This is a genomic window from Persicitalea sp. (genome assembly GCF_041751555.1).
Classification (GTDB): Bacteria; Bacteroidota; Bacteroidia; order Cytophagales; family Spirosomataceae; genus Persicitalea.
Map to the genome: position 1 here is coordinate 1 of NZ_JBGSXF010000744.1, position 5,553 is coordinate 5,553.

Annotated in this window: 5 protein-coding genes; 4 read left to right on the plus strand and 1 reads right to left on the minus strand. The window is 54.4% G+C overall.

What is annotated here, in order from left to right:
• Window positions 1–407: RagB/SusD family nutrient uptake outer membrane protein (locus tag ACEW8P_RS25945; protein ID WP_373515969.1), on the plus strand; the 407-nt coding region annotated here is incomplete at its 5' end.
• 45 nt (window positions 408–452) lie between these two features.
• On the plus strand, window positions 453–1,937 hold the full coding sequence (locus ACEW8P_RS25950) for a Gfo/Idh/MocA family protein (protein ID WP_373515970.1): 1,485 nt from the start codon (window positions 453–455) through the stop codon (window positions 1,935–1,937).
• A gap of 3 nt (window positions 1,938–1,940) precedes the next feature.
• On the opposite strand, the gene ACEW8P_RS25955 is transcribed toward ACEW8P_RS25950, so the two are convergent.
• Complete coding sequence (locus ACEW8P_RS25955; RefSeq protein ID WP_373515971.1) at window positions 1,941–3,215, minus strand: glycosyl hydrolase family 28-related protein; 1,275 nt, start codon at window positions 3,213–3,215, stop codon at window positions 1,941–1,943.
• A gap of 45 nt (window positions 3,216–3,260) precedes the next feature.
• Between ACEW8P_RS25955 and ACEW8P_RS25960 the strand changes: the two genes are divergently transcribed.
• Both ACEW8P_RS25960 and ACEW8P_RS25965 read left to right on the plus strand, forming a co-directional pair.
• Window positions 3,261–5,186: a sulfatase gene (locus ACEW8P_RS25960; RefSeq protein WP_373515972.1), complete on the plus strand. Its 1,926-nt coding sequence runs from the start codon at window positions 3,261–3,263 to the stop codon at window positions 5,184–5,186.
• Window positions 5,187–5,406: 220 nt separating this feature from the next.
• Window positions 5,407–5,553 (plus strand): DUF427 domain-containing protein (locus tag ACEW8P_RS25965; protein ID WP_373515973.1); only part of this gene is annotated, 147 nt, incomplete at its 3' end.

Sequence of the window (5,553 nt, forward strand, 5' to 3'; positions counted from 1 at the left end):
GTCAGCACGGCGAGTGGTGGATCACGATGCGCCTGGCGCAGGTGTACTTGATGGCCGCCGAAGCAGCCAACGAACTGGGCAACACTGCCGACGCTTACCAATATGTCAACCGCATCCGCGAGCGGGCTTACTCACCCGCCAAGCCCCTTTCCGGCCTGACGCAGACCACCCTCCGCAAGGCCATTCAGGACGAGTACAAGTGGGAATTGGCCGGCGAGAGCGAGCGCCGCTACGACCTGATTCGTTGGGGGATTTTGGTAGAAACCATCAAAAACACTGATTTCGGTATTCACGAGGGAAGCAAAAATATTCAACCGCACATGGTCAAACTACCTATTCCAGCCGAGGAGATCGTGCTGAATCCTAAGTTATTGGAGAGCGATCCGACGAATAACGGGTACCGTTGACGGAGTTCAAAGTTTATGAGTTTGATTACTTAAAAATTAACTTTCATGGAGAATAAAGAGGCATCATCGCGACGTAAATTTTTAAAGAACGGCACAGCCGCGGCGCTGGGCGCTTCCGCCCTGGGCAGTTTCGCCATAGTACCCCGCCACGTGCTGGGCAAAGGCTTCCGCGCGCCCAGCGACAAACTCAACATCGCGGGCATCGGCGTGGGGGGCAAGGGCGTCACCGACGTCCACGAAGCCTACAACAACGGCGCGGAGAACATCGTGGCCCTGTGCGACGTGGACTGGGAGCGCGGCAAGCAGAGCTTCGACGAGCACCCCAACGCCAAGAAGTACATCGACTACCGCCGGATGTTCGACGAGATGGGCAAGGACATCGACGCCGTGACCATTTCGATGCCCGACCACCAGCACGCCGTGTCGATGATGGACGCCATTCAACTCGGCAAGCACGTGTACGGCCAGAAGCCACTCACGCACGACATCTACGAAGCCCGGATGCTCACCGAGGCCGCCCGAAAGTACAAGGTCGTGACCCAAATGGGCAACCAGGGTGCCAGCAATCCCGCCCAAAAGCAGATGCAATCCTGGTTCGACAAGGGGCTGATCGGCACCGTAAAGGAGTCGCACGTCTGGACTAATCGCCCCATTTGGCCGCAGGGTATTCCGGTGCCGACGGGTAGTTTCAAGAAACCCGACCATGTGGACTGGGAATTGTGGGTCGGTACTGCGCCCTGGATAGATTACAACCCGGCCTACCATCCGTTCTCGTGGCGGGGCTGGTGGGCGTTCGGCACGGGCGCACTCGGCGACATGGGCTGTCACCTGATCGACACGCCCTTCCGGGTGCTGAGCCTGAAATACCCCACCGAAGTGGAATGCAGCGCGGGAACAGTCTATTTAAATGGCAGAAACCTGGAACACATCCCCGAGGGTTGCCCGCCTTCCTCGCGGGTGCAGTTGCAGTTTCCGGCCACGAAAACCAACAAGTCGGACGTGACCATGATTTGGTACGACGGCGGCCTTCGTCCGGCGCACCCCGATGTAATTCCGGCCGACGACCCCATCGGCGACAACGACAGTTCCAACGGCGTGATCATGCTCGGCGACAAGGGCGTGATTACCTGTGGCACTTACGGAAACAACCCGAAAGTGTATCTGAACAACGGCGACAAGCTCACGATGGAGAAGGGGGCTTTTGTGGAAAAATACACCAGTCTGCACAGTTGGGGCCACTACGCGACTTGGGCCGACGCCTGTAAGGCGGGCTTCGGCAGCAAAGAACATAAGGCGCTGACCTCTTCCTTCGACTACGCCGGGCCGCTGACCGAGACGGTCATCATGGGCAATCTCGGCATCAGGAGCTACAACCTGCGCGAAGAGCGCACCGACGGAGGCAGGGGCTTCAACTACCCTGGTCGCAAAAAATTACTTTGGGATGGCAAGAATATGCGCGTGACCAACTTCGAGCCCGCCAACCAGTTCGTTAAGCGCGACTACCGGGGTGACTGGAAGCTTGGGGTGTGACCCTTACTTTTTGACAGTAGCCACATTTTGAAATTCAAAAAGGCTCTCGCTCGTTTGGGCGGGAGCCTTCACTTTGCTGATCTGCACGATATTTCCGTTTGCTATGTCCAGCAAAGGCCGGGCGGGAAACTGTTTGAACTCGACGTTTTTTAGCGTCAGCTTGTCGAAATTGGTCAGGTCGAAAAAGTGCTTCGTGTCGATCAGCGTCCGTTCCATTTTGAAGGGTGCGGGGTTGTTGTATTCATCATTGATAAAGGTCGAATTGGCGATGGCAAGTTGGAAGTGCCGATTTTCGTCGCCGATCACTGTAAAGCCTTTCTTAACGTTCCTGACCTTTAACCCTTCAAAACGGATGCCCTGCATAAGTTGCCCGGTTTGCCAGAGGCCGCCCGCAAAATCGTAGATATAGACGTTGTCCACGCCCTCGACGGTCACATTCTTGACCAGCCAGTCGCCGCTTTGCAGCTTGGGATTGGCATCCTGGGGCGAGAAATATACGAAGGCCGACAGCGTGTTGTTGCGGTTTTGCTTGATGTGCTTGTACTCGCCCGGCCCCCAGATGCGGCAATCTTCGATCAGCACGTTTTGTCCGCCCAGCCGAAAGCCGTGGCAGGAGGTATTGACGCTGCACCTTTTTACCACATAATTTACGTTGTCGTTGCCCGCGAAGGCGTCGTCGCCCGTGCGGAAATCGCAGTCCTCAGCCAGGACGTTTCTGCCAAAACGAATGTGGAAACCGTCGTGGCCGCCCCGAATCTTGACGTCCTTCAACCGGACGCCATCGGAGTAGTTGCAGAAAATGGCGTAGTTGGCGGAGCGCACGATGGTGATGTCCTTGAACACGAGATTTTTTCCATTGAAAATGCGAATGCAGTGCGGCCCGCGAAAACCTTCCTCACCCGTCGGTGAAGTGCAGTCCACGCCGTCGATGGTGCCTTTGCCCTCAAAGGTGACATTCGTCAGGTTATCTCCCGAGAAAAGGGCTTCGGGCCGCTTGCCGTCACCATAGTCTTTGTAATTGTCGCTGCCCTGGATCAGGGTTCCCTCGGCCAGAAGCATGGTGAGATTGCTCGTTAGCTTCAAGCCGCCCGTCAGGAATTTACCCTTGGGGAAATAGACCGTTCCGCCTCCCGCCGCCGCGCAGGAGTCAATAGCTTGCTGAATTTGGTTAGTGATCAGCCGCCCCTGGTCGGGAGTGATGGTGATTTTGGTTTCTTTCTTGCCAGAACCCGCGAAGGCCAGCAGCAAATTCAAGAGAATGATTTGAAGGACAAGCATGATTTTTCGGCTATATTGCGAATATTGAATTTTTACCCGTAAAATATGCTTAGACGCTGCTTTCTACTCGTTGCTGTTTCCTTTTTGGCCGTCAACGGAATTTTTGCCCAAAGCCAGGACAAGCCGAACGCGGCCCGGCCCAACATTCTCTGGCTCACCTTCGAGGACACCTCGCCCGAATTTATTGGCATCTACGGCAACCTCACGGCCAAAACGCCCACGATGGATCAACTTGCTCGCGAGGGCGTTCGCTTCAACTACGCCTTCTCGACGGGTAGCGTCTGTTCGCCCAGCCGCTCGGCGCTGATCACGGGCGTCAAAACCTACGAACTGGGCACGGGCAATCACCGCAGCGCCTATCCGATTCCCGACTTCATCCACGGCTTTCCAAAGTACCTCAAAGAAGCGGGTTACTACACGACCAACAACAACAAGACCGACTACAATACTTCCGACGCCAAACGAGTCATTCAGGAAAGCTGGGACGAAAGCTCGGGCAAGGCAGGTTGGTGGAATCGTGGGGAGGGACAGCCGTTTTTCGCAGTTTTCAATAGCTTCCATAGCCACCAGTCACGGACGATGACGCTGCCTTATGCCGACTACGAGAAAATAATTCTCGACCAATTACCCGACTCGATGAAGCACGCCGAGGCGGACGTGTTTATGCCGCCCTACTACCGCGAAAGCCCCGAAATGCGCAAGCAGATGGCGCGGGTCAACAACTCGATTAGCAAAACTGACCTGGAATTCAGGGAATTGCTGGATCGGCTGGAAAAGGAAGGTCTGCGGCAAAACACAATTATTTTTCTTTTCGCTGACCACGGCGAAGGGATGCCGCGTTCCAAAACCAACGGCATCGGGTTGGGCCACCGTGTGCCGTTCGTGATCTGGTTTCCCGAAAAGTACCGTCACCTTTCGCCCTGGGGTTGGGCCGGGGCTGTAACGGATGAGATGATCGACTTTGTGGACTTACCACCCACGGTACTTTCGTTGGCCGGGATCACCATCCCTGACTACATGAAAGGCCGCGTGCTGGCCGGACCGCATCGTACGCCCGAGCCAAAGTACCTCTTTCTCTCTTCCGACCGCTCCGATGAAAGCTATGATCTGACGCGCACGGTGATTGAGGGAAAATACGCCTACTCGCGCGTCTTCGTGCCTTACATCCAGGAACTGCGTTACCTATTGTACATGGACATGGGCGAGATTACCGAAGAGATCCGCAAGGACTACAAAGCGGGCAAACTCTCTGCCACCGAGCGGCAAATGCTCGAACCGCGCCCGGCGGAGTATTTGTACGATATGGAAAAAGACCCCTGGGAGATCAACAACCTGGCCGAAGACCCGGCGTATGCAAAAATGCTCCGGCGCTTTCGCAAGGTGCAGGCGAAGGAGATTTTGCAACATAAAGACATTTTGTTCCTGCCCGAATACGAAATCGCCCAAATTTCTGAAACCACCACGCCCTACCAGTACCGCAGTAAGCTGGACTTGAAGCCGATTTACGGCATGGCCAAGTGGGCAGGTTTCAGGACAGAAAAGGCCAGGAAAAGCCAGATTAAAGGATTGGAGAATGCGAATAAATTCGTCAAATACTGGGCTTTGCTTGGCCTGAAGAGCAACATAAAGGCCATGACTGATTTAGAAAAATTCGCGCTCAATCCCGTCCTCGACGATCCTTACCCGCCCAACCGCATCGTTGCCGCCTCGCTCGTTTCGGAACTGGCGGACGCCCCGGCGGCCCGAAAAGTCCTGGTGGGCGCCATTCAGTCCAACGATGACGACCTCAGCAATCTGGCGATCCAGCAGATCATGTACCAACCGAACGCCGCTAGTTTTCTACCAGAGATCAAGGATTTTTACGAGCAACAAAGAAAGCTGGGGAAAAAGAAGCTGTTCAATGCCAATCGCTCAGCGGAAATGATGATGTACGTGTACGAGGGGCGACCTGTGCGGGAGGAGGAAGAGTAAGTTGCGTTCAGATCTGGGGTAGTTTCTGGATCGCATCCAGAATATTTTATCCTTAAATCGGAATTTTTCGGAATCTGATTCCGAAAAATTCCAGTTAGGACTACGTTAATTGGCTATTCTCAAAAATCGCTACCACATTCTAAACCATAGTTGATAGCCTCAGTTTACCAAACATATAGTCAATTTAACATTTCAACAATTAAACGAGTCAACAATCCCCATGACAGCTACCTGGAATAACCAAACCATCGCCGAGAGCGACGAAACCGTCGTTGTCGAAAACAACCACTACTTCCCCATTGAGTCGGTGAAGAGTGAATTCTTACAGGAATCCGACACGCACTCCGCCTGCCCGTGGAAGGGAACG

Excerpts from the sequence above, each read along its gene's own strand:
- ACEW8P_RS25955 (WP_373515971.1), bottom strand. The coding sequence starts at position 3,215 with ATGCTTGTCCTTCAAATCATTCTCTTGAATTTGCTGCTGGCCTTCGCG.
- ACEW8P_RS25960 (WP_373515972.1), top strand. The coding sequence starts at position 3,261 with ATGCTTAGACGCTGCTTTCTACTCGTTGCTGTTTCCTTTTTGGCCGTC.
- ACEW8P_RS25950 (WP_373515970.1), top strand. The coding sequence starts at position 453 with ATGGAGAATAAAGAGGCATCATCGCGACGTAAATTTTTAAAGAACGGC.